Below are 24,659 nucleotides of genomic sequence, written 5' to 3' on the forward strand. Positions count from 1 at the left end.
CGTCAGAACAGTCGCGGCTGCGGGGCAGACGAGCTGGGCAGGCCGAGGTGCGCGTGCGCCGCCGGGGTCGTCTTGCGGCCGCTGGCGGTGCGCTGCACGAGACCGATCTTGAGCAGATAAGGTTCGACGACGTCTTCAAGAGTCTCCACGTCTTCGGTCAACGTCGCCGCAATCGCATTGATTCCGACCGGGCCGCCGCCGTACTGGCGCGCGATCGTCTCGATGTACGCGCGGTCGAGGCGGTCGAGCCCGAGCGCGTCGACGCCTTCCCGGCGCAGCGCTTCGTCGGCGACCTCGGCGGTGATCACGCCGCCCGCGCGCACCTCGGCGAAGTCCCGCACCCGGCGCAGGAGACGGTTCGCGATGCGCGGGGTACCGCGGCTGCGCTCCGCGATCGTTCGCGCGCCGGCGTCCTCGATCGCGATCTCCAGCACGCGCGCGCTGCGCTCGACGATCTGCTGCAGCTCGGGCGGCTCGTAATACGCGAGGTGGTGCACGATCCCGAAGCGGTCGCGCAACGGCGCGGAGAGCATGCCCGCGCGCGTCGTCGCGCCGATCAGCGTGAAGCGTTTCAGCGGCAGTCTCAGCGTCTTCGCGTACGCGCCGCGATCGACGACGAAGTCGATCTGAAAATCCTCCATCGCCGGATAGAGATACTCTTCGACGACGCTTCCCAGCCGGTGAATCTCGTCGATGAACAGCACGTCGCCGGGTTCGAGCGCAGTGAGGATGCCGACCAGGTCTTTCGGTTTTTCCATCGTCGGCCCGGAGGTCGGACGCAGCGTCCCGCCGGTGGCGCGCGCGATGAGGTTCGCAAGCGTCGTCTTTCCGAGTCCCGGCGGGCCGGAGAAGAGCACGTGCTCGAGGGGTTCGCCGCGCCGCGCCGCGGCGTCGATCGCGATGCGCAGGTTTTCGACGACCTGCGTCTGGCCGACGTAGTCGTCGAACCTGCGCGGGCGCAGAGTCGCGCCGTAGACTTCGTCTTCGAGCGAGGCGTCGGCGCCGACGATCCGCGGCGCGTCGTCCGCCGGCGGCGCGTTGTCGCCGCCGACGACGCGCTTGCGCACCGAGTCGCTCACACGCCGGCTTCCGTCGCATGCCGCTGTCGGTAGATCTCCGCGAGCAGCGTCTCGGCGTCGCCGACGTCCGGTGCGCGTTCGAGCGTCTGCGCGATCATCGCTTCGGCTTCGGTGCGCTTGTATGCGAGCTGCAGCAGCACCGCCAGCGCTTCGGTCGCGAACTCGGGGATGGGCGGCGCTTCTGCCGCCGCGCGCGCGGGCGCGTCTTGGATCAGCAAGAAGCGCGCGACCTTTCCCTGTAGTTTCGCGACGATGTCGCGCGCCTTCTGCTGTCCAATCCCGGGCAGCGTCTTGAGAAAGTCGTGATCGCCTTCGTCGATCGCACGCGCGATGCGCGCCATCGGCGCGGAGAACGCGCGGGCCGCCGATTTCGGTCCTATCGATGCGACCGAGAGCAGCTCCTCGAAGAACTCGCGCTCGATTCCGTTGCTGAACCCGAAGAACGCGAAACGCCCTGCGTTCCCCTCAAGCGCGAAGTGCGGATAGATCTCGAGTTCGACCGGAGCGCCGGGCGTCTCGGGAACTTTCGCGGCGACGCTGGGCGGCAGTACGATGTCGTAGACGAGCCCGCCCGCGTCGACACGAACGACGTCGCCAGCGCGCTCCGCCAAGCTTCCGGAGATGCGGGTGAACACTTACGCGAGACGGGATGCGCGCGAGCGCCGGCGGGTCATCACCACGCCGAGTTCGGCGAAGCGGTCGCGTTGTGCTTCCACGTTCGCGAACGCGATCGCGAGCGCGAGCGCGTCGGAGACGTCGGCGGGGCGCGGCGGCGCGCTCAGGCCGAGCAATTGCACCACCATCCCGTTGACCTGCGCTTTCGTCGCGGCGCCGCTCCCAGCGAGCGCGCGTTTCACCGCCGCATGTGCGACGTGCTCGACGCGCACGCCGTGCGCGCCGGCCGCGAGGACGAGCACGCCGCGCGCGTGGCCCATGAGCACCGCCGTCTGCGGGTGCTCGTATGCGGTCCACAACTCCTCGACGACCATGCAGTGCGGCTGCGTCGCCAGCACGACCTCGCGCATCGCGTCGTGGAGCTGGACGAGCCGCGCTTCGAGCGGCGCCTTCGGATCGGGCTGCAGCACGCCGCCTTCGACAAGGCGCATCCCGCATGGCGGATCAACGTCGATCACGCCGTATCCTGTCGTGCGCAGGCCCGGATCGACGCCCAGGATGCGGCGCGTCGTCACGGCGCCCTCGGCGCGGCCTGCAGCACGGTGATGTTCACCGACTCGCCGGGCGTAAGCTGCATGCTCGCCTCAGGCTCGCTGCGCACCACCTGCCCCGGCTGCACGTTCCCTTCGTCGGTGTAGGCGACGTTGCCGACCTTGTAACCGGCGGCCGTCAGCGTCCGCTTCGCGTCGTCGATCGTCATCCCGCTGACGTCGGGGACGGAGCCGGGGACGCTGATGAAGAGCTGCACGGCGCTGCCCTTCTTCAGCTTGGCGCCGGCCGGCGGATCCTGCAGTGCGACCTGCTGCGTCGCGTTGGCTCCGTCGACGTTGTAGCCGAGCTTGACCGTGAAGCCCGCGGCCTGCAGCGCCTGCTGCGCGGCGTCCGCGTCCTTCATGATGACGTTGGGGACGCTGGCCGTGCCGGGACCCGCGCTCACCACGACCGAGACGGTGCTGTTGCGCGTCACCGCCGTTTGCGGATCGGGGACCTGTGAGGCGATGCGGTCGGCGGGGATCGCGTCGTTCTCGGTCGATTGGCTGACCGTCATCGTGAGCCCGGCGGATGCGAGGCGGCGCCGCGCTTGGTCGACGCTCAAGTTGACGACGCTCGGCACGAGGATCGGCTTCGCGCCGAGCGAGACCGTCAGCGCGACGGTGCTGTTCTCGCGCACGCTCGCGCCGGCGCCGGGATTCACGTCGATGACCTGGCCGGGCGGCGCGTTTTCGCTGTAGACGGCGTTGGTCTTCTTCGCCCGCAGTTTCGCCGCCGCGAGCGCACGCCGTGCGTCGTCGATGCTGTAGCCTTTCACGTCCGGAATCTGCACCATCGGCAGGCCGCCGGAGACGACCAGCGTCACGACGGCGTCCTTCGCAAGCTTGGTTCCCGCCGCCGGATCCTGGCGGATTACATGATCTTCGGTGACGTTTTCGCTCGGTTCGCTGGTCACGCTGGGACGCAGGCCCTGCGCCAAGAGATCCTGTTGCGCGACGGTCGCGCTCTTGCCGCGTTCGTCGGGGACGGCGATGTTGCGCGCCGGCGCGAACAGATCGGCGCGGACCAGCAAGAACCCGAGCGCGACGGCGAGCAGGAGCAGCAGCGGCATCACGATCCAGCGCGGATCGGGGCCGCTGCGTTCCCGCTGGTCGTCGACGGTCTCGACCGCGGCTCCGGCGGCGGCGCCCGGACGATCCGGTGCCGCAGAGCGGCGCGGGGGCGGCTTCACCGCGGTGAAGCGGCTCGTCGGGGCGTCGGCGAACGCATCGTTGCGCGGCGCGACCGCCGGCCGCTCCCGCGCCTCGCGTAGCGCGCTGGCGAGTTCCGTCGCCGACGCGAAACGGTCGGCCGGCGACTTGCGCAGCAGCCGGGCCACGATCGCGGCGACTGCCGGGCTCACGCCGGTCGCCGCCGGGTCGATCGGCGGCGGCGATTCGGCGACGTGCTTGAGCGCGACGGCGACCGGCGTCTCGCCGCTGAACGGCAGCGCGCCGGTCAACATCTGATAGAGCACGACGCCGACCGAGTACAGATCGCTGCGCTCGTCGAGTTCGTGGTTCTGCGCCTGCTCGGGCGAGATGTACGCGACGCTCCCCATCACCATCCCGGGCTGCGTGACGCTGGCGACGTTCTCCGAGACGACGCGCGCGATCCCGAAATCGCTGAGCTTGACGACGTCGTCCTTGGTGACCAGAATGTTCGCGGGCTTGACGTCGCGGTGCAGCAGTCCTTGGCGATGCGCGTAGGCGAGGCCGCTGGCGATCTGGATCGCGTAGTCGACCGCGACGCCTTCGGGCAGGACGCGCTCTTCGCGCAGCAGCTCGCCCAGCGTCGAGCCGTCGACCAGCTCCATGACGATGTAGTAGGCACCATTTTCGTGCCCGAAATCGAACACGTTGACGATATTCGGGTGCGAGAGCTTCGCCGCCGATTGCGCTTCGTTGGAGAAGCGCTTCACAAAATCGTCGTCGGAGGCGTACTGGTCGCGCAGCACCTTGATCGCGACCCGCCGGCGCAGCAGCGTATCGGTGCCGACGTAGACGATGGCCATCCCCCCGTTGCCGAGGAGGCCGTCGACGCGATACCGGTTGTTCAGCAGCTGTTGCTGTTGCAAGGCTTAACGGCCCAACGCCATGACCACGCTAACTTCGCGAACGGGCGAGCGCGACCCGCAGAACCTCGCGTGCGATCGGCGCGGCATAGGTTCCGCCGTACCCGACGTTCTCCACGACCACGGCGACCGCGACGCGCGGCGCACGTGCCGGCGCGAACGCGACGAACCACGCATGCGAGCGGCCGTGGGGGTTGGTCGCCGTCCCGGTCTTGCCGGCGACGGTGACGCCGGGGAGCCGCGCCGCGGTCCCGGTGCCGTGCGCCACGACCGCGATCATGAGCTCGCGCACCTGGTGCGCGGTCTCGGCGGAGACCGGCTGAGCGAGAATCTCCGGGCGTGTCGCCAGCGCCGTCTCGCTCCCGGCGATCCGGCGGACCAGATAGGGCCGCGGGGTCGTGCCGTCGTTGGCGATCGTCGCGCCGATGAGCGCCATCCGCATCGGCGTTACCAGCAGCGACGCCTGCCCGAAGCCCAGCTGAGCGAGAATCCCGTCATACACGTCCTTCTTCGCGGGGATCCGGTCGCGGGTCACCGGGAGGTCGAACTCCTCGCTTTGACCCAAGCCGAAACGCTGCGCGTACGCGAACCAGCGATCGACGCCGATGCGCAGCGCGATCTGCGCGAAGTCGACGTTGGAACTCAGCGCGAACGCGCCGGTGAGATCCTGCGTCCCGGTCACCTCTTCTTCATCGTTGCGTACGGTGAAGTTGCCGATCCGCAAGCCGCCGTCGTCCTCGAACGTCGAGTCGCGCGTGATCACGCCCGAATCGAGTCCGACCGCCGCCGTGTAGATTTTGAAGGTCGAGCCCGGAGGATACAGCCCGCCCGTCGAGCGGTCGAGCAGCGGCGCCGCGCGGCTCGTGCTGAGCGCGCTCCAGCGCGCGTCGAGCGCGTTCGGATCGTACGCAGGGATCGACGCGAGCGCGAGGACCGCGCCGGTGCGCGGATCGAGGACGACCCCCGCCGCACGCGGATACTGCGCGAGACGCGCGACGAGAGCCCGCTGGATCGTCAGATCGAGCGTCGTGACGACGTCGGCGCCGCGTGCGGCGCGCGCGCCCCCGCTGACGATCTGACGGAGCTGGGAGAGCGGGTCGACCGCATCCGCGTGCGCGGTGAGGACGGTGTCGTAGGCGTCCTCGAGCCCCGAGGTGCCGTAGCGCGACGATGCATAGCCGACCGCCTGCGCCGTCAGCGCCGCCTGCGGGTAGACCCGCCGCGCGCCGCGCGTGCGTGCGAGCGGCGCCCCATCGGAGGCGAGGATCGAGCCGCGACCGACCGCGATCGCGGCGTGTCGCGGGTTGAGCGGCCGGGCCGCAAGCGACGGGCCCTCGATCACCTGCAGCCACACCTGCCGCGCCGCGAGCAGCGCGAACAATGCCGCGAAGAGCGCACCGAGGCGCGCGATCGCGCGGTCGGTCAGGCCGTCTCTCCCGCAGGAACTTCGCTGCCGCGCTCGCGCAGGAGCGTGTAGCCGCCGGCGGTGCGCACGGCGAGGTGCGCGTGTGCGGCGTCGGCGGCGATCGTCGTGTTGAGCAGGGTACGGGCGAGCGCGTCGTCGACGCCGTCGATGGCGAGGATCGCGTCGACCTTCACCTCCTCAAGCAGCGGTCCGGCGACGTACGCCGCATTGGGGAGCGTCTCGAACAGTCGCTCCTCGTACGGCGCGTCGCGCCACGGGCCCCGTTTCCCGAACACGGTCGCATGATAGTCCCACGCGCACAGGCGGCGTTCGTTCCACACGAAGTGATCGCGCACGCAGGTCCGGCGGCAGATCGCGCACTGCACGAGCGATTCCGGTGCGTGCGTGAGCGCGTCGAGGATATCGTCGGGAAGATCGTCGACGTTGACGACGTTCTCGTCGGTGAGCGCTTCGGGGACGGCCGCTTCCCAGCCGATGCGCGCGAGCAGATCGAGTTCGCGCAACGATGAGACGAACGATCGCTCGTCGGCGGGATCGAACGTCTGATCCGTCCAGCCGGCGAGGTTGTCCGCGGCGATGCCGACGCGCTGCCAGTTCTCGCCCAAAACGACGCCGATCGGCGTCCAGGCGAGCGGGACGAGCCACGCCGTGACCTGGCGATTCTCCGGTACCAGGCTCGACGTGAATGCAAGCGTGCTCGCATTGCCGCCGAGGATGTAAGCGCGAGGATCGCTCGCCAGCTCGCCGTTCATCACTCGCGTCCGTACGTCGGACGCGCGGATCATCCCCCCCAGTGCAGGCAATCCGCGCCCTCGAACGATCGATGATCCGAAGCGGCGCGCCTGGGATTTCGAGAACGGTCGTCGAAGGCAAACGTATGTCAGAGGAGCATCGGCATCCCCACGAACACGCGGACGGAGTCGTCCACGAGCACGGGCACTCGCACGGCGACCCGGATCATCAGCACGAACACGGCGCGCACGCGCATGAACATACCCATCCCGATGGCACGACCCACGAACACGAACACGGACACGAGCCGGAACATCAGCACGCGCACCCGCAGCCACATTAGCTCGTGGGCCGCCTCAAGGGGTCCGGTGCGATGGGGCCGACGCGGTCCACGCGCCTTCCGATCGCGCTCGACAAGTGGCTCGAATCGCGCCTGATGCTGCACCGCGATCGCAGCGTCAGCGACATCTTGCTGCAGCTGATTCACGGCGGCCTGCGTTTGCGCGAAGGATACATGGCGATTCATCGCCGGGCGCTCGAGGAGCTGATCGCCGGTGAACCCTGCGCCTATGATGCCTACCGCGCCTGTCTCCTCGACACTTTCGGCGTGGAGTACGTCACGCATCTGGATCGCTGGCTCGAAGCCGACGACGTGGTGAAAACGACTACGATATAGACAGTCTCCGGCGCCGGATCGACCGTTGGATCCGATGTGCTAGCGTCCTGTCGGCGCGCGCATTCGTCGGGGAGGTCGATCGTTGCCGCTGCTCACTGCGTTTTTCGCCGCCGTCATGGTCGCAGCGGCGGCAACGTCGCAAAGTCCGGGCGCGCCCCCGTCGCCGACCCTAAGTGCCTCCCCCTCGCCGGTCCCCAGCCCTAGCCCCTCCCCCGCAGCCTCGAACCTGCGAACGATCGGGACCGTGCAGGCGCGCGGCCGGATCGACAACCTCATCGGGGTCGCGTCGTCAGCCGCCGAGGGCTTCGTGGGTCATTCGGAACTCGAGGAACGTCCGATCCTGCGTCCTGGGGAGTTGCTCGAAACGGTGCCCGGCGTCGTGATCTCACAGCATTCCGGCGAGGGCAAGGCCAATCAATACTACTTGCGGGGCTTCAACCTCGATCACGGGACCGACATCGCGATCACCATCGGCGGCGTCCCGGCCAACATGCGCACGCACGCGCACGGCCAGGGGTACTCCGACGTCAACTGGTTGATCCCCGAAACGGTGAACTACGTGAACTTCCGCAAGGGGACGTACCACGCCGCCGACGGCGATTTTTCGACCGCCGGCGCGGTCGAGATGACATACTTCAACGTGTTGCCGCACGACTTGGTCAGCGTGAACGGCGGACCCTACGGTCAAGCGCGAATCCTGCTCGCACGCTCGCCGAGCGTCGGCCCGCAAACCCATCTTCTCTATGCTCTCGAATATCAGCACGCCGACAATACGGCGCTCGAGCCGGACAACTACCGCAAATTCAACGGACTGGTGCGCTGGAGCCGTCAGGACGGGGACGCGCTCTGGGGGATCACTGCGCAGGGATATCAGGCGAACTGGATGTCGTCAGATCAAATTCCTCTGCGCGCCGTGCAGAAAGGCCTGATCGATCGTTTCGGGCAAATCGATCCGACGGACGGCGGTCGAACGCACCGTTACGTGCTCTCCGGCGACTATACGAGCGACGACGCTCGATCGACCACGCGCTTCGGTGCGTACGCGATGGACTACGGCCTGCACCTGTTCTCCGACTTCACCTATTTCTTGAACGATCCCGTGAATGGGGATCAGTTCAATCAAAACGATCAGCGGCTCGTGCTCGGCGCGAACCTGAGCCGCACCTGGAAAACGCCGGTCGCAGAGAACACGATCGGCTATCAGTTCCGCAACGACAATATCACCCCCGTCTCGCTGATGCTTTCGCGCGCGCAGCGCGTGATCGGGACCACCAGGATCGATCACGTCGTCGAGACCAGCAACGGCGTCTATCTTCAGACGGCGCAACATCTCTCCAAGCGCCTTCGCATGACGGCGGGCTTGCGAGCAGATGAATTCCGCTTCCGCGTCACGGACCTTCGCCCGCAGAATTCCGGCGACGTTTCCGCGTCGATTCTCAGCCCGAAGCTCGCGTTCGCCTACACGGCCGGCCGAACGATGGAATTGTACGCGGATTTCGGCACGGGTTTCCATAGCAACGACGCACGTGGGATCACCGAGCGCGTCGACCCGGGAACCGGATCGATTACGGACCCGGGAAGCGGTCAAATCGTCGAGGGCGCGACGCCCCTGGTCCGCGCCCAAGGAGCGGAGATCGGCGCGCGTTTTGCGTTCGGTCAAAAGGTGCGTTCCACGTTTTCTCTTTGGAACTTGAACCTCGCCTCCGAACTCGTCTTTCAGGGTGATGCAGGGACCACGTCTCCGGGCCGCCCGAGCCACCGCTTCGGCGTCGAAGTTGCAAACTTTTGGGAACCTGCGCCCGGCATCACCTACGATTTCGATTACGCGTCGTCGGCGGCGAAGTTCACCAACTTCGATCCGGTCGGCAGCCTGATCCCCGGATCGATCAAGGACGTTCTTACCATCGGCGCCACCGCAGAGGGCCGCCGGGCGTTCGGCAGCCTGCGCGTACGCTACTTCGGCCCGCGTCCCCTGATCGAAGCCGGCACCGTGCACTCCAACCCCACCACGACCATCAACGTGCAGGCCGGGGTGAAGCCGACCGGTACGACGCGTTTCGGAATCGATGTCTTCAACCTACTCAACGCGAAGGCGAGCGACATCGACTACTATTACAACTCGTCCCTGCCGAGCGACCCGGCATACACCAAACCGGGCTATGCCGGGCCTTGTCCGATCGACCAATGCGGGGCCGGCGTCCCGGACGTGCATTTCCACCCGATCGAGCGGCGCCTGCTGCGGCTGACCTTCACGAAGACGTTCTAGCAGGCCCGTGAAAAAATCGGCGCGTGGTTCGCGAACTGCCCGTTCAGCACGGTTTTCGGGAGGTCGGCGGACCTCTCGAAGCCCGTTGCCGAGCGGTTCATCTCGAAAACGCCCCCTCGGGTCAGCATCACTTCGCATCATGTCGCGGCCCTCAGATTGCGTATCCTGATCAAGTTGTACGCCGCGGCCGTCCAGCGCACAATGTCGCCGACCAGATCAAGCCCGCGGAAATGCACCTTGCGCAATCGGCCGATCGTCTTGCCCCACCCGAAGCTCTCCTCGATCAACCTGCGCCTGCGTTGACTCACCGTGTAGCCCGGATGGCGGATGGTTCGGCGGTCGATCGCGCTGCGGCGACGGGTCGTATTTTGAGCAACGTGCGGCGTCACGTTGAGCGCTCGCAACGCCTCGACAAAGTCTTTGGTATCGTACGCCTTGTCGGCACCGAGCGTGATTCGGTTGCTTCCGCTGACCCCGCGAATCAATTCCAGCGCTGCTTCGCGTTCGGCGATCCCGGTCGCGCGAGTGGTCTTCACGCCGACTATCAAGCCGTTGCGATTCTCCATCAGAGCATGTCCGAGATAGCCGAGAATCGCCGGCGCGCCGCTGCTCTTGCGGTACAACCGCGCGTCCGGATCGGTACTCGAGACGTGCGTCTCGTTGCTGCGCGGCCGGCCACGAAAGTTCACGCCCTCGTTGCGACCGCCGCTCGAGGTCGGCGGTTCGTCGTCCGACTTGGGCCGAAAGCTCTTGTGGCTGGCCCACGCCTCGATTAGCGTCCCATCGACGGTGAAATGCTCGTTCGAGAGCAGTTCGTCGGCACGCGCCCGCTCGACCACGGCGGCGAAGAACCGCTCGGAGATTTCGCCATTCAAGAACCGATCGCGGTTCTTGCTGAACGTCGAGGGGTCCCAGATCTTGTCGTCCATGCTCAAGCCCACGAACCAACGAAAGAGCAAATTGTAACGCAACTGCTCCAGCAGCATCGGCTCGCTGCGGATCGAGTAGAACATTTGCAACAGCAAGGCTCGCAGCAGCTTCTCCGGCGCGATCGATGGCCGGCCCCGTCGGGAGTAGAGCTTGGAGAACTCCGGCGAGAGTTCGCGCAGAATTTCGTTGACCATCGCGCGCATCGGGCGCAACGGATGATCGGCGGGCACGGTGTCTTCCGGCTGCAACGTCGTCCAAACGGATGCACGCTGCTCATCATGAGTCCGCATCGGCCTCAACCTCACCAAGGTATGAGGAGACTTGCTCTTATAATACGCGAAAAACGCCGTCACGCCAACATCAACTCGGCCGATTTTTCATCAGCCTGCTAGACGGAGCGGTCATTTCGTGCGCGCCGTGGCAGCCGTGCTGCATCGGGTGCGCGCGATCGAGCAGCCAGAGGTAGACCGCGAGCGCGCCGAACGCCAGGTTGAGCCAGAACGTGTAGTTGAACGCGAACATCGTGAGATCGTGCCGGATGTTCGGATTGGGCTTGGGGACGAGATGCAGCGCCGAGAACGCGCCGTCCATCACGATCGCGGAGAACGCCATCGTCGTAAAGAAGATCGCGAAGATGTACAGCGCCATGCGCAGGCCGTAATAGCGCCGGTACACGTCGAGCAGCGGGAGCACGATCAGGTCGGCGTAGAGAAATGCGAGCACGCCTCCGAACGAGATCCCGCTCGTCCACAGCACTGCGGCAAGGGGGACGTTGCCGATCGAGCAGACGAACGAGAGGATCGCGATGACCGGTCCGATGATCGCATTTCCGACGGTCTGCACCGCCGGCGGCGCGCCGTGCAGAAAGAGCCGCGTCCACGCGCCGTCGGGGACGAACGCCGCCAGCGCGCCGGCGATGAGGAACCCGCCCAGCAGATCCTTCCACAGCATCGAGACGTCCATGCTGAAGTTCTGCGCGATCGCGATCCGCGTCTCCGGACTGCGCAGCCGCTCCGCAAGCGACGCACCTTCGCCTTCCATCGAACCGTGATCGTGGCCGGTCGCTTCGTCGACGTGACGGCGCGCCTCGTCGACCAGCGCCTTCGGATAGGTGAGCTTCACCAGCACGGTCATCACGGCGATCAAGATAAGGCCGCCGATCCACTCCGCCGCGGTGAACTGCCAGCCCATCAGCAGCCACAGCACGATCCCGAGTTCGATCACCAAGTTCGTCGAGGAGAACAGGAATGCCAGGCTCGGAACGAGCGCCGCGCCTTTCTTGAAGAGGGTCTTGCTCATCGCGGCGGCCGCATACGAACACGACGAGCTCGCCGCGCCGAACCCCGTCGCGATCGCGATCTCCCGCACGCCGGCGCGGCCGAGCAGGTTTTGCATCCGCTGCTTCGAGACCAGCGCCTGCACCGCGCCTGAGAACGCAAAGCCCAGGACGAGGCTCCAGCCGACCTGCCACGCCATTCCGAGCGCCAGCAGCAGCGCTTCGCCCAGCTTCGCGACGAGCATCAGACGAGGTCTTTCTGGAAGTTCAGCGTCTCCATCAGTTCAGCGACGGCGTCGCGTCCTTCGCCCGCCCGGACCTGCTCGACGAAGCAGGTCGCGACGTGGTTCTCCAGCATGATGCGCGCGACGCGGTCCAGGCTCGCGCGCGCGGCGGAGATCTGCTTGACGACCTGCATGCAGTAGACGTTGTCGTCGACCATCCGGTAGATCCCGTCGGTGACGCCGCGGATCGTCTTGAGCCGGTTGAGTACGTCGGCTTTGCGCTGCGGATCGAGGCTGCTGGTTTTGGGACGGGAAGCTTTGCGGGGCATCGTACCCCGCACATTACCACACCCCCACCCCCGGTGTCTACCACACCGGGGGTGGGGTAGCGTCCGTTCTAGCCGAGCTTCCCGGTATAGCCTTCCATGAGGCCCCATGCGGTGTCGCCGAACTCTTTCTTCCAGCGCGCGTAGTAGTCGGCGAGCTTTGCCTTCATCGCGGCGCGATCGGCGGCGGCGACCTCGTTCACGGTCATCCCTTGGCTCTTGAGCTTCACGACGAGAGAGTCATTGAGCTTTTGAATGTCGGAGCGCTGACGCTCGGCGACCTTGACGGCGTTACGCGAGACGACGTCTTGCAAGTTCGTCGGGATTGCCTTCCACCAGTCGCCGTTGGCGAGCAGCCAGTACCCGCCCCACATGTGGGAGCTCAGGCTGAGGTACTTCTGCACTTCGAAGAAGCGCGCGAACTCGATGTTCGCGAGCGGGTTTTCCTGACCATCGACGACGTGCGTCTGCAGCGACGTATAGAGCTCGCTGAAGTTCATCGCGACGGGCGCGGCGCCGAGCGACTTGAAGAGGTCCAGGGCGAAGCGGCTGTTCGGCGTGCGGATCTTCATCCCGGAGAGGTCGGCGAGATTGTGCACGGGTTTCCCGCCGGAGGTGATCTGGCGCATCCCGTTCTCCCAGATCTTTTCGAATGGGTGGATGTCTTTCTTCGAGATCTCGTCGCGGACGTAGGCGCCCCCCCCGTGTCAAGATAGAGTGGTACCGGTAGCATAGGGAGTTTTTTGTACAACGTTCGTCGCAGCAGCAGAGCTGTGGATAACGGGGATACTGTGGAAAACATCCGGAACGATGCAAAGCACGCGGGGGCGAGAAAGTCCTGCAACAGATGCAGTCCTCGAACGGAACCGTTTCAACGGAAATCAAGGCAACCAGTTCACCCCAAAAACCTCAGCGACGTCGGTTCTCCGCCGCCGAGAAGCTGCGCATCGTGCGCGAGGCTGATGCGCGTCCAGCCGGCACGATCGGAGCGTTTCTCCGGCGCGAAGGTATTTACTCATCGCAGCTCTATGCCTGGCGAAGGCAGCGCGATCAAGGCGACCTCGATCCAGGTGCGGTGCGCCAACGTGCAAAAGCCAAAATGCAAGCCGACGAGGTTGCGCAGCGGCTCAAAGAACTCGAGCGGGAAAACCGGAAACTCCGTCGCCAGTTGGCGCGCGCCGAGCTCATAAACGATATCCAAAAAAAATTTGCGGGGCTCCTGGGCGTCGATCTGGAGAGCCCCGAGACGAACGAGAACGCAGAATGAGTGCGGCGCTGGAACTTGCCCACGAGATTCCGCAGCGCGCGTTGTGCACTGCAGCGGGCATCAGCCGCTCGACGCTGCGGCGCCGCCTAAACGGCACGCCGGAACGACTTCCGTCCGTGATCTCGCGCCGGCGCTCGAGAAGAGCACTGAGCGAACACGAGCAAGCTGAGGTGCTCGCGGTGCTGCATGGCGAGCGGTTTGCCGATCGCGCGCCGGCGACGATCCACGCGACCTTGCTGGACGAAGGTATCTACCTGTGCTCGGTGAGCACGATGTACCGCCTGCTGCGAGCAAACGCGGAGGTGCGCGAACGTCGCCGTATTGCACGTCATCCGGAGTACCGTAAGCCCGAACTGGTGGCCACCGGTCCGCGTCAAGTTTTCTCGTGGGATATCACGAAGCTGCGCGGCCCGCACCCGGGTGAGTGGTTCTCGCTGCTGGTGATGCTCGACATCTTCAGCCGGTTTGTCGTCGGCTGGATGCTCGTGCATCGGGCCAACGCCGAACTCGCACGGCACTTCATCGCGCAGACGCTGGAACGTGAAGGCATCCAGCCCGGGCACGCGATCGTTCACGCCGATCGCGGCGCGGAGATGACGGCGCAACCCGTGTGCGCCCTGATGGACAAGCTCGGCGTCGTACGTTCGCACAGCCGTCCGCACGTTAGCGACGATAACCCCTTCTCGGAGTCCCAGTTCCGCACGCTGAAGTACCATCCCGAATTCCCCGATCGATTTGGGTCGTTTGAGCACGGGCACGATTTCGTTGGTGAGTTCATGACCTGGTACAACAACGAGCACCGGCACTCCGGAATCGCGATGCTGACGCCGGCAATGGTGCATCACGGCCAGGCGGACCGCGTGCTCGCCGCCAGACACGACGTGATGCTCGCGGCTTACCGCGCCAAACCGGAACGATTCATCGGCGGATCGCCAAAGCGGATCGTGTTACCGCCCGCGGTGTGGATAAATCCGCCCGCTCACGACGGGGTCGCCGTGTAGGCGCTCACAAAAAGCAGATGACTAACAGGACCAAACACCTTGACAGATTCCGCCCAGCTTCCCGTCGAACGCGGCGTGCGCGATTTTCGGTTCGGCGAAGGCGAACCCGACGCTCTGAATCGCGGCGATCGGGACGACCGACTCCAGGATGCCGCCGTCGAGCGTCATGATCTGCAGCGCGCCCGCGCGCAGCTGCTGGAGCATCTGGCTGTCGCCCCCGAGCTGATTCGGAAAGACCTGGACGTCGACTTTGCCGCCGGTCTCCTTGCGCACCGCGTCCCACAGGTCTTTCATCGCGACGCTCAGCGGATGATCGACCGGCTGATTCGTCCCGGCCTTTCCGCTGAAATCGGCGGCCTTGGCCGGCGAACGGACGATCCCGACGGAGGCGAACGCCGCCGCCGACGAGGCGAGAAAGACACCGCGTGATGACTTGCCGATCATGCTGCCGTCTCCGTGAAAAGATGAAGTTTGAGCCAGGAGTAGCGTGGCGCTGCGAAGATTTCCTCCGGATGAGCGCGCAGCCGCCGCTCCACGGCGTTCGCGTCGTCGAGGTGGGCAACTTTATGGCCGTCCCGTTCTGCGGAATGCAGCTCGCCGATCTCGGCGCCGACGTCGTCAAGGTCGAAAACCCGCGCGGCGGCGACCTCATGCGCGGGACGGGGCCGTTTCTCGACGGCGAGAGTTCGAACTTCGTGCGGCTGAATCGCAACAAGCGCAGCGTCGCGCTCGACCTGAAAGCCGACGCCGGCAAAACGATCTTCCGCCGTCTCGCCGACCGCGCCGACGTCGTGATCGAGAATCTGCGGCCGGGGACGATGGACTCGCTGGGCTTGGGCTATGCGTCGCTCTCGGCGGAACGGCCCGCGCTGATCTACCTCGCCGCGACAGGGTTCGGCCAGGAGGGTCCGTACGCGCAGATGGCGGGCCTCGACATCATCGCGCAGGGGATGTCGGGGCTGATGAGCATCACCGGCGAGCCCGATGCGCCGCCGGTCAAGGTCGGCGTTCCGATCGCGGACCTCACCTGCGCCCTCTACGCGACGATCGCCGTGCTGGCGGCGCTGCGTGCACGCGATCGCGACGGACGCGGTCAGTTCATCGACGTCTCGCTGCTCGAGTCGGCGGTCTCGTTCGCGGTCTGGGAGGCCGGGCGCTATTTCGCAACCGGGACGGTCGCGTCGCCGACGGGCTCGGCGCATCAGGCAATCGCACCGTACCAAGCGGTGCGCGCGTCCGACGGCTGGTTCACCTTCGGTGCGAACTCGCAGGCGCACTGGCTCCGCTGCTGTGCGCTCTTCGGGCTCGAAGGGCTCGACGCCGACGAACGCTTTCACACGAACGAAGCACGCCTCGCGCATCGCGCGGAGCTGATCGCGGCGATCGAAGCGGTCACCACGACGCGCCCGGTCGAACACTGGACGCGCGTGCTGAGCAACGCCGGCATCCCGAGCGGTCCGATCCGGCGCTTCGATCGCGTCTTCAACGATCCGCACCTCGCGCAGCGCGGCTTCTTCACGGACGTCCCGCACGAGACGCTCGGGCTCGTGCGGCAAATCGGTTCGCCGATGCGGATGAGCGCAACGCCGGTGCGCATCGAACGTGCCGGCCCGCGGCTCGGCGTCGATACCGCCGCGGTGCTGCGGGAGCTTGGCGTCTCCGATGACGACGCGGCCGCGCTGGCGCACAGCGGCGTCGCGGTGCCGGCGTGATCCGGCTCGAACGCCGAACCTCGGCCATCGCGTGGGCGATCGTCGACCGACCGCAGGCGCGCAACGCGATGACGTTCGCGATGTGGGACGAGCTGCACGCGATCGCGCGCAGACTGCGCAACGACCGCGAACTGCGCGTGCTGGTGATCGCGGGCGCGGGCGGGAAGGCGTTCGTTTCAGGGACCGACATTGCTGGATTTCGCGGTTTCACCGCCGAGGACGGCGTCGCGTACGAAGCGCGGATGGACGCCGTCATCGGTGCGGTGGAAGCGCTCGACGTTCCCGTGGTCGCCGCGGTGGCCGGCGCGTGCACGGGCGGCGGGGTCGCGCTCGCGGCGGCCTGCGACGTGCGCATCGGCGCGAGCTCCGCGCGCGTCGGCGTCCCGATCGCGCGCACGCTCGGGAACGTGCTTTCGCTGGCCAACATCATGCGCGTCTCGGGCGTCGTCGGCAGCGACGCGGTGAAGGCGATGCTGGTCACCGCGGAGCTGCTCGATGCGGAGTCGGCGCTGCGGACCGGGTTCTTTCACGAACTCGTCGACGACGCGCAGCTCGACGCGCGGGCGGCGGAACGCGCCGAGACGATCGCGGCGCTCGCGCCGCTGACGTTGCGGCTGACGAAAGCGGGGATGCGCCGGCTGCGCGCCGCCGTACCGATCCCCGACGACGGCGACCTGATCCGCGCCGCCTACGGCAGCGCGGATTTCGCCGAGGGCGTCGACGCCTTCATCGCTAAACGCGCGCCCCGCTGGACCGGCTCAGGGTGAGAGCGCGGCGAGTCGGGTGCGGGCGTCGTCGGCGTAGGCGGGGTGGAACGACGGGTTCAGCGCGAGCGCGCGCTGGAGTCGTGCGGCCGCCGTCGCACGGTCGCCGAAGTGCAGGGCGATGATTCCGGCGTGATAGTCGAGCAGCGCGTTCTCCGTCCGCAGACGTAACGCGCGTACGCTGCGCGCGCGCGCCTCGTCCCATTTGCCGTCCATCGCCGCCGCCCAGGCGAGTGTGTCGTCGGTGAAGATGTCGTCGCGAACGGCAAGGTCGGCGCGTGCGATTCGGTATGCGTCGTCTGGGCGCTCGCGATGTTCCGCGTAGTAGATCGCCAGTAGACGGTCGGAGACGTGTTGGGCGTTCCCGATGCGCTCGACGGTACGGATCAGATCGTCGGTTCGCTCTGCGGCCGCGGCGTCGCCGAGCGCGCGCTGCGCGTCCACCTCGTACCCTAGCACCTCGGGATACGGCACGACGGCCGCCGAGGCGTTGGCCGCGTCGAGGCACGCTTGCCAACGGTGCAGCGCACAGGTGACGCGCGCGAGCATCCGGTTGGCTTCGGAGTAGTCCGGAAAGATCGCGAGCGCACGCTGTTCGTCCGCGACCGCCGCGTCGTTCTCGCCCGCTTCGAACGCCAGCTCCCCGCCGCGGAACCAGAACCAGGCGCGCTGCTGCGCAGGCTCGTCGTAGCGCGCGTCGACCGCGGCGGCCGTGCGCGCGAAACGTTCGCGCGCCCGTGCGAGGTGCCCGGTGAGCTCGTCGTAGCGTGCGAACAGCGTATCAAGGGCGACGCGGACGTCATCCCCGCCGCGCCTTCCGTCGAGTCGGCGGAGCTGCGCGACGAGGCGCGCAGCATCGTCGTAGCGGCCGAGTTCGAGATCGATCGACGCCTCGCGGATCGCCATCGCGGGATCGCCGGGCTGCAGCCGCCCCAGGTGTTTGGTCACCGCGAGCGCGTCGCGGAACCGGTGCAGCGCGACGTATGCGGACGCGAGCGCAACCTCCGCGTTCACGTTGCCGTAAGGCTGCGCACGCAGCGAACGCTGCGCGGCGTGCACGGCGCGGACGACGTCATCGATGTCTGCGCGCTCGCGATAGCGCTGCAGGTACTGTCCCGACAACTGCACGGGGCTGAGCATATCGCCCCGCAGGTGCTGGTCGGCAGCGCGCTCCCAGAACGCGATCGTCCGGTCGCGATCGCGGTAGTCGGCCGTCACCGGTGCGGGTCGCGGAAGCGCAGCGGCGCGCGCCGCGTTTTGGCGTGCATTGATGTACCACGGCCACGCGGCGACCGCTCCCAGAGCGATCGCCGCGATGGACCACATGAGCGCCGTCGAGTAACGGTTCATGCCGTGGTGCCTACCGCCCGTCAGTGCGGCGGGGAGAGGTACGGGAAGGACGAGATCTTCGCCTGGCTCGGATTCTGACTAACGTTTTCCGCGCTCAGGCAGTTGTTCTCTTCGCCGTCGTCGGGTACGACCTTCAGCGCGCTCAGCGTCTTGCCGAACAGCGCGCCCAGCGAGATGTTCACGACGTCGTCGCCGATATCGCGGCCGCCGAACTTGCCGCCGGTCGCGCCGCCGGTCTCAACGCCGAGATACGACGCGCTGTCGGTGGACGAGAGGTCGACGGTGTACTCGTTGGGATAGAGAATCGACGCCAGCGTCTTGCCGTAGTCGGTACCGAGTGCCGCATTCGGGGGACGCACGGTGTCTTCGAACTTGACGATCGCGTTGGGCAGCGGATCGGCCGCCGCGCCGGCGTACGGTTCGACGGCGTTCGTCGTCTTGTGGTCGACGAAGTTCTCGAAGACCTCTTTGATCGCCGGACGCGCGAGGAGTTCTATCTGCACGTACGACTGGGTCGATACGGTCGGGTTCGACGGGAGCGGCGACGCGAACGGGTTCGGTCCGGTGTTGAACGGCGGCGGCGTAACCGAACCGCCGTTGCACGCGGCGAGCGCGACGCAGAGGCTGCCCGCAGCGGCGAGTGTGGCGATGGACTTCTTCATCTGCTGTCGACCTCTATGATCCGGTCGACGAGTTCGTCGTCGCCCACACGTGGATGGTGGAACTGGAATATCCCGTCGTCAGCAGTGAACGCGGCACTTCGACCACGAACGCCAGGACGTTGAAGCCGCCGCCGAGATCCGTCAGCGTGTTCTGCGGTGCGTTCGTGCTGCAGGCGTAGTTGCCCAGCGCCGAACCGGCGCCCGCGGTCGTCCCCGCTTTGAAGCCGTTGAACGTCGGCTGCGCCGGGTTCGCGGACTTATCGTACGCCGGAGCAAACGCGGCCGCGGCGCCGGCGTTGTCGCCGTTGAAAAGCGGTCCGCTCGCCGCCGGACCGGGATCGGTCTGCGAGGAGTGCGTGGCGTAGTTGCGGTCACCGAGGAACGAGAACAGGGCGAAGAGGTCGAGGTAGAACGGATCGGCGCGCGGACCGGCAAAGACCTTGATGCCGTTCGCGAGTTGCGTCGCCGTGTTGTAGTTGAACGTGCCGCCCGGGGTAACGAATGTGTTCGCTGTCCCCACTTCATTGGGCTTCGCCGGACCGTACAGCGTCAGCGTCTGCGAGGCGCCGGTCCCGTTCGCGCCGAACTGGATCACTTGATCTTCCGGCGACGCGCCGGTGCCGTGCGCGATCTTGAACTGCCACATCAGCGTGGGATCGAAGAATTTCGACGTCCCCATCCCGGCGGGGATGAGCGGCGAAACGTCCATGACGAACACGACGTTGTTCGCGTTGGTCGGGGATGGAAACACGAAGACGTCGGTGATGTCGGCCGACGTATTCGAACGGGTCGCGAGGTTGTAGGTGTCTTGGTGGTCGGAGCTCCGCACCGGGTGCGCGGTGTAGAGCACGGCGGCCGCGGCGACGGCCAGAACCGTCAACGAACCAAGAATCCGCCGGTTGATCATGCGGTGGTTCCTCTCGGGGCGATCAGGATGCAAATGAGACGTGATTCCCACGTAGTCTACATTAAAGACGAGTGTGAACTGAGGCCGGATTGCCCAGGATAGGGGTAAATCACACCTTTTCCGCCGCCATCTGCTCGCTCAGCGGCTCCGCGACGCGTCGCGTCCCGACGAAAACGACGGCAAATACCGCGAGCAAGACCGCCACGAGTACCAGACTTACGACCAGATCGGAAACGGGGGAGCGCCAGCCGAGCTGTTGGGCGAGTTCGTAGGCGGCGACCGCGATCGCCAGTCCCGTGACCGAACCGATCCAGACGCGCATCACCGCGGGCAAACGGGCCGAACGGTGGGAAACCAAGCGATGGACGAGCACGGAGTCGAGCGTGTCGGTGCAGATCATCCCGGCGGAGAACATCGCCCCGACCAGAAGCGCCCCGCCGATACCTGCGGTGCCGAAGACGAGAACGTATGCGGCGATCTGGCTGGAGGTCTCGAACCCGAACCCGAAAAGGAGTCCGATTGGCAACGCCAGCAACGCGCTCGAGCCCTCGCGCAGCCGCTTCGGCAAGAGGCGCGTTTTCGCGCCCGCTATGCGTTCGCCGCCGCGCACGAGCGTACGCACGTTCAGCGCGGCAATTGCAAGCAGGACGCCGATCGACACCCAGGTGCCGATCGTTTCGATCAACGCTCCATGGGCGGCGAACCGCGCGCCGAGCAAACCGACAAGCACCGAGATCGAGAGGACCATGACGGAGTGTCCGCCCGCGAAGAGCGTGCCGACGAAGCGGCTTAAAAGCGGCGTCTTCACGTACGCGTTCCGCGTCACGTTGTCGATCGCCGCGATGTGATCGGGATCGGCGCCGTGGCGAAGCCCGAGCACGAACACCGTGAAAGCGCTGACTCCAAGCGCTCCGATCATGCCGATGCCTGCGCGGCAACCGGATGACGATGCCACGCGAAGCCGTAACCGACGGCGGCGGCGAGAACCAATGCCGCGATCGCCGGAACCGGAGCGCCTACTTGCGGTCCGAGTCCCTGACCGATCATGACCGCGCCGACGGCAGCGATCACGAACGCCGTCACCAGCGGCGCGAAGCGCGCCACCGCATCGAAGCGCGGACGACTCACGAGCCACGCGGCGCTTCGCACGACCGCGATCCCCAGCACGGTGAGCACGGCAGCGAGTCCGATGCTGAACGCGACGATCAGCGCGAGACCGTAGGCGACCTGATGCAGTGAAATTGCGGCCAGCAGCACGACCAGCGCTGCCGGGCACGGTGCGACATTTCCGCTTGCTGCCGCGATCGCTGCACTCCGGAACGTCAGCGGAGCCGTGCCGGGGATCGCGTGCGCGCGCGCGTGCGCGAGTTCGTCGAGATCCTCGTGACGGTGCGCCGGATCGCCGTGATGGTGGTGATCCGCATCTGGCGCATGCACATGTTCGTGCGCGTGAGGATGCGCGTGCGGGTGCGCGTGCGGATGTTCGTGAGCAAACGGCAAGCGCCGGCGGATCTCGCGCGCGAGCGCCCGCGCGCCAAGGACGGCGATGAAAACTCCTGAACCCAGTGTGATCCACGAGTAGATTTGCTCGGGCACGATCCACTGCGTCGCGAAGAGCACCAGCACACCGAGCGCGAGCACGCCGGCCGTATGCGCGGCGGTGAGCGCCGTCGCGAGCACGAACGCCTGTCGGGCCGTCGCCCGCGCACCGACGAGGGAGACGGCCAGCAGCGTTTTCCCGTGGCCCGGCTCGAGCGCATGCAGGGCACCCAAAGCGATCGCCAAGAGCAAGGCGCCCACAACCACGAACGGATCTCCCGCACCCCGTGCGAGGACGTCGGACAGCGCGTTCGAGCGGGCCAGCGGCGCCGTGGACGTCGGCGTCGCGTCATCCTGACGACCGGAGATCGCGGCGAGCGTTCCGTCGGCGGCCAGGGTCGCGGTCACCGCGATCTCGGCGCGCGGAGAACCTAAGAGCGCGCTCGGATAGGAACGGAGTTCTCCGGTCGGTTCCTGCGCATCGCCGAGCACGACGTCACGCCATCCCAGCCGCCCTTCTTCCGTCGCGTCGCGGAACGTCAGCCGATGCGAACCCGCCGCCACCGCACCGTGGTACGACATCGTGGAATACAGCGTCGGCAATCCGCCTGCGCCCGCTCGCTGTTCGACCGTCACGCGCTCGGGGCGGAGCGCGACGGGGCGTCCGTCGGCTTCAAGCCTGAGGTCCGGGACGATCGCGGCGGCGTGCCGCTCGGCCCACAACTGGAGGGCCGCGTGTGTGGGCGCCCCGTGCTGATCGAGCAAGCGGTCGAGCGCGAACGTCGGGATCTCGGCTTCGTCGAGGACGTACTTCACGGTGACGGCGCCGGCTTTCGCCGTGATGCGCGTAAGATGGTTGACGGTGAAATTCCCCAGCGGGTGTGCCGACGCCGCGCCCGCACAAACGAACACGGCAGCGACGGCGATCGCGGCGACGCGAAGGAAACGACGCATGCTGATCCTCACGACGAACTGCGCTCTACCCCTTTCAACGGTCGTTCTCACGTGCCGGATTGAGCCGCGTGCGCGAGCGCGGCCTGGCCCAGCGCGAGGCCGCCGTCGTTCGGCGGCACGTCGCGGTTGAGCCACAGGCGATCGCCGAATGCCTCGACGAGCGCGCTGGTGAGGAGCGCGTTCTGAAAGACGCCGCCGGATGCCACCACCCGCCGGGCGTCGAGCGCCTCCGCGAGATCGACCACGGCGGCCGCGACCGCGCCGTGAAACGCGCGCGCGATCGCGCCGGGGTCGCGGCCCGCGAGCCGGTCAGCGACGATCGCGCGCAGGACCGGCTCCCCGTCGAAGGTTCCTCCTCGCAGCGCGAACGCATAGGCGGGGACGGCCGGGCTGCGGCGCGCGAGGTGCTCCAGCCACATCGCCGCCTGACCTTCGAACGTCTGCTCGCGAGTGAAGCCGCACAGCGCCGCGACCGCGTCGAACAGCCGTCCGATCGAACTCGTCGAGTACGCGCGCAGGCCGCTTCGCGCGACGGCCCGCGCCTGAGCGAAGCGAGGCGGAAAGGCGAACGGCGCCTGGTCGAACGCGATGTCGTCTGCGATTCCGGCGAGCGCGCCGGCCGCCGCCTGCACCGGATAACGCGCCGCGGCGTCGCCGCCCGGCAGCGTCATCGCGCGCAGATGCGTGACGCGGGCGAGCCCGCTGCGCAGTGAGCCCGCGAAGACCTCGCCGCCCCAGATCGTCCCGTCGTCGCCGTAACCGGTGCCGTCAAAGGCGAAGCCGACGACGTCCTCGTCCCACGCTGCGCGCTCCGCGAGGACGCTGGCGATGTGCGCGCGATGATGCTGAATCGCCACCGCTCTCCCGCCGAGTGCGCGCGCGTACTCGGCCGCGTAGTACTCGGGATGCAGATCGTGTGCGACCGTCAGCCCGCTCCGTTCGACGCCGTACATCGCGCACAGATCGTCGATCGTCGCGGCAAATGCGGCGCGGGTCGGCGCGTGGTCGAGATCGCCGATGTGCTGGCTCACGAAGGCTTGTCCGCCGACAATCAGCGCGATCGCGTTCTTGAGATCGCCGCCGACGGCGAGGATCGGCGTCGCGTCCGGAAACGTCGCCACCGCGCGCGGTGCGTACCCGCGCGCACGGCGCAGGACGACCGGGCCCGCCGCACCGGCGCGCACGATCGAGTCGTCGATCCGGCGCGCGATCGGCCGCTCGCCGATCAGGAACGCATCGGCGATTCCAGCCAGTGCCGTGCGCGCGTCGGCGTTGCGGTACGCGATCGGCTCGCTCGAGCGGTTCGCACTCGTCATCACGAGGGCGCGCGGCGCGCCGGCCGCGAAGAGCAGATGGTGCAGCGGCGCGTACGGCAGCATCACGCCGAGCTCGTCGTTGTCGGGTGCGACGCCGGCGAGCCGTTCGCGCATCGGCGCCAGCACGATCGGCCGTTCGATCGCGCGCAGCAGCGTTTCGGCGCTGGCGTCGAGGATCACGAGCTCGCGCGCCGCATCGAGATCGCGCGCCATGATGGCAAACGGCCGCTCCTTGCGGAACTTCCGCTCGCGCAGCGCGCACACCGCTCCCGCGTCGCGCGCGTCGCAGCCCAAGTGATAGCCTCCGATCCCCTTCACGGCGACGATCGCTCCGTCGCGCAACAACGCCGCGGCGGCGTCGACCGGATCGTCGGCGGCGACGCGTCCGTCGGCGAGTTCGAGGCGATACCGCGGCCCGCAGGCGGTGCACGCCGTCGGCTGAGCATGGAAGCGGCGGTCGCCGGGATCGTCGTATTCGCGCCGGCACGCCTCGCACATCGGCCAGCTTCGCATCGTCGTGCGCGGGCGGTCGTACGGCAGCGAGAGCACGATGCTGTAGCGCGGTCCGCAGTCCGTGCAATTGACGTACGGATACCCGTGGCGGCGGTCGGCGGGATCGGCGAGATCGCGCAGGCACGCTGCGCAGATCGGCAGATCGGGCGAGACGCGCGCCGTCGGCCGCGCACGCATCGCGCTCGCGCGGATCTCGAACGTCGCCAGCCCTTGCGGCGCCGCGGCACTGCTCGCGAACGAGACGATCCGCGCTGCCGGCGGCGGCGCCGCCTGCAGCGCAGCCAGAAACGCGTCGAGTAGGTCAGGCGGTCCTTCCGCGCGCAAGCGCACGCCGCCGTCGTCGTTGAGCACCCAGCCGGCGATACCGTGCGCCTGCGCGGCGCGAAACACGAACGGCCGGAAACCGACGCCCTGGACGACTCCGGTGATGCACACGTCGACGGCGCTGCGCGCGGCCAA

General features: G+C 67.2%; 24 protein-coding genes. 6 read left to right on the forward strand and 18 right to left on the reverse strand.

Going from position 1 to position 24,659, the window contains the following annotated elements:
- Positions 1-2: 2 nt before the first annotated feature.
- The 7 genes from ruvB to WPS_RS08860 all read right to left on the reverse strand — a co-directional run bounded on the left by ruvB (position 3) and on the right by WPS_RS08860 (position 6,857).
- Positions 3-1,067, reverse strand: a complete 1,065-nt coding sequence (gene ruvB / locus WPS_RS08830) for a Holliday junction branch migration DNA helicase RuvB (RefSeq protein WP_405054945.1) — start codon at positions 1,065-1,067, stop codon at positions 3-5.
- Positions 1,068-1,075: 8 nt separating this feature from the next.
- On the reverse strand, positions 1,076-1,714 hold the full coding sequence (gene ruvA, locus WPS_RS08835) for a Holliday junction branch migration protein RuvA (protein ID WP_317997439.1): 639 nt from the start codon (positions 1,712-1,714) through the stop codon (positions 1,076-1,078).
- The gene (locus WPS_RS08840; protein ID WP_317997440.1) at positions 1,715-2,269 is read right to left on the reverse strand and encodes a crossover junction endodeoxyribonuclease RuvC; all 555 of its coding nucleotides are present in this window, start codon (positions 2,267-2,269) and stop codon (positions 1,715-1,717) included. It lies immediately after the preceding gene.
- Positions 2,266-4,362: a Stk1 family PASTA domain-containing Ser/Thr kinase gene (pknB, locus tag WPS_RS08845; protein ID WP_317997441.1), complete on the reverse strand. Its 2,097-nt coding sequence runs from the start codon at positions 4,360-4,362 to the stop codon at positions 2,266-2,268. The genes WPS_RS08840 and pknB overlap by 4 nt, the downstream gene beginning before the upstream one ends.
- A 28-nt stretch (positions 4,363-4,390) precedes the next feature.
- A complete protein-coding gene (locus tag WPS_RS08850) occupies positions 4,391-5,740 on the reverse strand; it encodes a peptidoglycan D,D-transpeptidase FtsI family protein (RefSeq protein WP_317997442.1) in 1,350 nt (449 codons plus the stop codon).
- 41 nt (positions 5,741-5,781) lie between these two features.
- Positions 5,782-6,537 (reverse strand): hypothetical protein, encoded by a 756-nt coding sequence (locus WPS_RS08855; protein ID WP_317997443.1) that lies wholly within the window; start codon positions 6,535-6,537, stop codon positions 5,782-5,784.
- 128 nt (positions 6,538-6,665) lie between these two features.
- Positions 6,666-6,857, reverse strand: coding sequence for a hypothetical protein (locus tag WPS_RS08860; protein WP_317997444.1), 192 nt, complete (start codon positions 6,855-6,857; stop codon positions 6,666-6,668).
- A 6-nt stretch (positions 6,858-6,863) separates the two neighbouring features.
- On the opposite strand from WPS_RS08860, the gene WPS_RS08865 reads away from it, so the two are divergent.
- Entirely contained in the window at positions 6,864-7,193 is a 330-nt protein-coding gene (locus WPS_RS08865) for a hypothetical protein (protein WP_317997445.1), read from the forward strand.
- 244 nt (positions 7,194-7,437) lie between these two features.
- A complete protein-coding gene (locus WPS_RS08870) occupies positions 7,438-9,459 on the forward strand; it encodes a TonB-dependent receptor (protein ID WP_317997446.1) in 2,022 nt (673 codons plus the stop codon).
- A 137-nt stretch (positions 9,460-9,596) separates the two neighbouring features.
- Here WPS_RS08870 and WPS_RS08875 read toward each other — a convergent pair whose 3' ends face one another.
- The 4 genes from WPS_RS08875 to WPS_RS08890 form a co-directional block, all read right to left on the reverse strand.
- On the reverse strand, positions 9,597-10,679 hold the full coding sequence (locus WPS_RS08875; protein WP_317997447.1) for an IS5 family transposase: 1,083 nt from the start codon (positions 10,677-10,679) through the stop codon (positions 9,597-9,599).
- 70 nt (positions 10,680-10,749) lie between these two features.
- Positions 10,750-11,910 carry a permease gene (locus WPS_RS08880; protein WP_317997448.1) on the reverse strand — a complete coding sequence of 387 codons (1,161 nt, stop codon included), beginning with the start codon at positions 11,908-11,910 and terminating at the stop codon, positions 10,750-10,752.
- Positions 11,910-12,218, reverse strand: a complete 309-nt coding sequence (locus tag WPS_RS08885; protein WP_317997449.1) for a metal-sensitive transcriptional regulator — start codon at positions 12,216-12,218, stop codon at positions 11,910-11,912. The genes WPS_RS08880 and WPS_RS08885 overlap by 1 nt, the downstream gene beginning before the upstream one ends.
- Before the next feature lie 68 nt (positions 12,219-12,286).
- Positions 12,287-12,892: a TRAP transporter substrate-binding protein gene (locus WPS_RS08890; RefSeq protein WP_317997522.1), complete on the reverse strand. Its 606-nt coding sequence runs from the start codon at positions 12,890-12,892 to the stop codon at positions 12,287-12,289.
- Between the two features lie 170 nt (positions 12,893-13,062).
- On the opposite strand from WPS_RS08890, the gene WPS_RS08895 reads away from it, so the two are divergent.
- On the forward strand, positions 13,063-13,482 hold the full coding sequence (locus tag WPS_RS08895; RefSeq protein ID WP_317994494.1) for a transposase: 420 nt from the start codon (positions 13,063-13,065) through the stop codon (positions 13,480-13,482).
- A complete protein-coding gene (locus WPS_RS08900) occupies positions 13,479-14,483 on the forward strand; it encodes an IS3 family transposase (protein ID WP_317994493.1) in 1,005 nt (334 codons plus the stop codon). Before WPS_RS08895 ends, WPS_RS08900 begins: the two co-directional genes overlap by 4 nt.
- 21 nt (positions 14,484-14,504) lie before the next feature.
- Here the strand turns inward: WPS_RS08900 and dctP are convergent, their stop codons facing one another.
- Entirely contained in the window at positions 14,505-14,927 is a 423-nt protein-coding gene (gene dctP, locus WPS_RS08905; RefSeq protein WP_317997450.1) for a TRAP transporter substrate-binding protein DctP, read from the reverse strand.
- Between the two features lie 68 nt (positions 14,928-14,995).
- Here dctP and WPS_RS08910 point away from each other — a divergent pair, with 68 nt between their 5' ends.
- Positions 14,996-16,195 carry a CaiB/BaiF CoA transferase family protein gene (locus WPS_RS08910; protein ID WP_317997451.1) on the forward strand — a complete coding sequence of 400 codons (1,200 nt, stop codon included), beginning with the start codon at positions 14,996-14,998 and terminating at the stop codon, positions 16,193-16,195.
- Positions 16,192-16,962: an enoyl-CoA hydratase gene (locus tag WPS_RS08915; RefSeq protein ID WP_317997452.1), complete on the forward strand. Its 771-nt coding sequence runs from the start codon at positions 16,192-16,194 to the stop codon at positions 16,960-16,962. Before WPS_RS08910 ends, WPS_RS08915 begins: the two co-directional genes overlap by 4 nt.
- Here the strand turns inward: WPS_RS08915 and WPS_RS08920 are convergent.
- From WPS_RS08920 to hypF, 6 genes are all read right to left on the reverse strand, one after another.
- Positions 16,954-18,309 (reverse strand): tetratricopeptide repeat protein, encoded by a 1,356-nt coding sequence (locus WPS_RS08920; RefSeq protein WP_317997453.1) that lies wholly within the window; start codon positions 18,307-18,309, stop codon positions 16,954-16,956. The two genes, WPS_RS08915 and WPS_RS08920, sit on opposite strands and share 9 nt — an antisense overlap.
- 20 nt (positions 18,310-18,329) lie before the next feature.
- Positions 18,330-18,971 carry a DUF4331 family protein gene (locus WPS_RS08925; RefSeq protein WP_317997454.1) on the reverse strand — a complete coding sequence of 214 codons (642 nt, stop codon included), beginning with the start codon at positions 18,969-18,971 and terminating at the stop codon, positions 18,330-18,332.
- Between the two features lie 13 nt (positions 18,972-18,984).
- The gene (locus tag WPS_RS08930; protein WP_317997455.1) at positions 18,985-19,851 is read right to left on the reverse strand and encodes a DUF4331 family protein; all 867 of its coding nucleotides are present in this window, start codon (positions 19,849-19,851) and stop codon (positions 18,985-18,987) included.
- A 136-nt stretch (positions 19,852-19,987) separates the two neighbouring features.
- Complete coding sequence (locus WPS_RS08935; RefSeq protein WP_317997456.1) at positions 19,988-20,797, reverse strand: HoxN/HupN/NixA family nickel/cobalt transporter; 810 nt, start codon at positions 20,795-20,797, stop codon at positions 19,988-19,990.
- Positions 20,794-22,383, reverse strand: coding sequence for a HoxN/HupN/NixA family nickel/cobalt transporter (locus WPS_RS08940; protein ID WP_317997457.1), 1,590 nt, complete (start codon positions 22,381-22,383; stop codon positions 20,794-20,796). Before WPS_RS08940 ends, WPS_RS08935 begins: the two co-directional genes overlap by 4 nt.
- A gap of 35 nt (positions 22,384-22,418) precedes the next feature.
- Positions 22,419-24,659, reverse strand: coding sequence for a carbamoyltransferase HypF (gene hypF, locus WPS_RS08945; protein WP_317997458.1), 2,241 nt, complete (start codon positions 24,657-24,659; stop codon positions 22,419-22,421).

Source organism: Vulcanimicrobium alpinum (assembly GCF_027923555.1).
GTDB classification, from domain to species: domain Bacteria; phylum Vulcanimicrobiota; class Vulcanimicrobiia; order Vulcanimicrobiales; family Vulcanimicrobiaceae; genus Vulcanimicrobium; species Vulcanimicrobium alpinum.